Annotated in this window: 1 protein-coding gene and 1 pseudogene; one reads left to right on the forward strand and one right to left on the reverse strand. The window is 66.6% G+C overall.

Annotation, left to right across the window (positions count from 1 at the left end; genetic code table 11):
- Positions 1 to 748 (forward strand): methyltransferase domain-containing protein (locus EOA38_RS36285; RefSeq protein WP_127301479.1); only part of this gene is annotated, 748 nt, incomplete at its 5' end.
- 6 nt (positions 749 to 754) lie between these two features.
- Here the strand turns inward: EOA38_RS36285 and EOA38_RS36290 are convergent.
- Positions 755 to 1,531 (reverse strand): annotated as a pseudogene (locus tag EOA38_RS36290) (monooxygenase); the annotation flags it as partial.

The following is a 1,531-nucleotide window of genomic DNA, read 5'->3' on the forward strand; positions in this document are numbered from 1 at the left end:
TTTTATTTTCGACCCATCCGCCGCCGATCTTGCACGACGGGCAGCGTCGCTGTCGCCCGGCGCCGTCCTGGAAACCGCCGCAGGCACCGGCGTCGTCACCCGCGCGCTGGCGTCGAAATTGTCCCCCGGCGCAAGCTATGTTGTGACCGACCTCAACCAGCCGATGCTCGACTACGCCGCTTCGCGGCAAGGACCCGACAGCCGCATCCGATGGCGCCAGGCGGACGCTATGGCGCTGCCGTTCGAGGACGCAGCCTTCGATCTTGTCTGCTGTCAGTTCGGCGCGATGTTCTTTCCCGACCGCCCGGCTGCCTATCGGGAGGCAAAGCGCGTGCTCAAGCCCGGCGGACGATTCCTGTTCAGCGTATGGGATCGCATCGAGGAGAATATTTTCGCTGACGATGTGACGAATGCGCTTGCAAGGATTTTTCCGAGCGATCCGCCGCGCTTCCTGGCGCGAACGCCGCACGGCTACCACGACAAGGACTTGATCCGCAGGGATCTGGCGGACGCGGGTTTCTCCGGTGTGGCGATCGAGACGCGAGCCGAACAAAGCCGCGCATCCTCGCCGCGCGTTCCTGCCGTTGCCTATTGCCAGGGAACCCTGCTTCGCAACGAAATCGAGGCCAGGGACGCGGGAAAACTGGAAGCCGCGACCGACTACGCCACCTCCGTGATTGCCGACAGACATGGCCGCGGCGAGGTTGCCGCCAAAATTCAGGCGCATGTGATCGTGGCTGTGGCGTAGAGCGATTCAGCCCCGAGCCAGGCGCGCATCGGCCAAACCAGGGACGGGTTTCGTCTTGCCGCTGAGCCGCGCGCCCAAGGTCAGCGCCGGCGGAAAATTGCGGACGATCGCCTCCATCAGCGCGGCGCCGCCGGGGCCAAGGGCGATTCGGGCGATGGCCTCGGCAGCAAGAATCCGCGTCGCGAACAATCTTCTCCAGGCCGCCTCGTAGCGTCTGCCGGCCGCCTCGCGTCCTGCCTGTCCCCCTGCCGCCTCGCCGAGCTCTTGAGCCAAGAGCCAGCCGGACTGAAGCGCCATCGATATGCCCTCGGCAATGATCGGGTGCGACTCGCCGGCGGCATTGCCGACGCGGAAGATGTCCCGTTCGTAGCCGGCGCGGATGCCTGGCCGGATCGGACCGGCCGCAAGCCATGGACCGTAGAGGCGGGCTTCCACCAGAGCGTCACGCGCGCCCCTGCATGTCGCCCTGATATGATGCTCGACGGCCTCGGCCGCCGAAACATGGCCGCCGCGTTCGCAGGCGAGGCTGCCGCGCAGCCGGGCGAGCATATCGCGCCTGATGCAGCAGCAGATCGACATGCGGCCATGATCGGCGACCACCATGCCGCCATAGCCGCCGGGAAAAGTCAGCAGCGGCATCAGGTCGGGCGGCAGCGACGATCCGGTGAAATGCGCCTTGAAGCCGAGGAGGTCGGAGGGACGACTTTTCTTAACGACCTGGCTCGGCAGCGGTCCCGGCTCCCACGAACCGTGCGCGGCGACGATCACCGGCGCCCGCAGGAC

This window comes from Mesorhizobium sp. M1E.F.Ca.ET.041.01.1.1, from assembly GCF_003997355.1.
GTDB lineage: Bacteria > Pseudomonadota > Alphaproteobacteria > Rhizobiales > Rhizobiaceae > Mesorhizobium.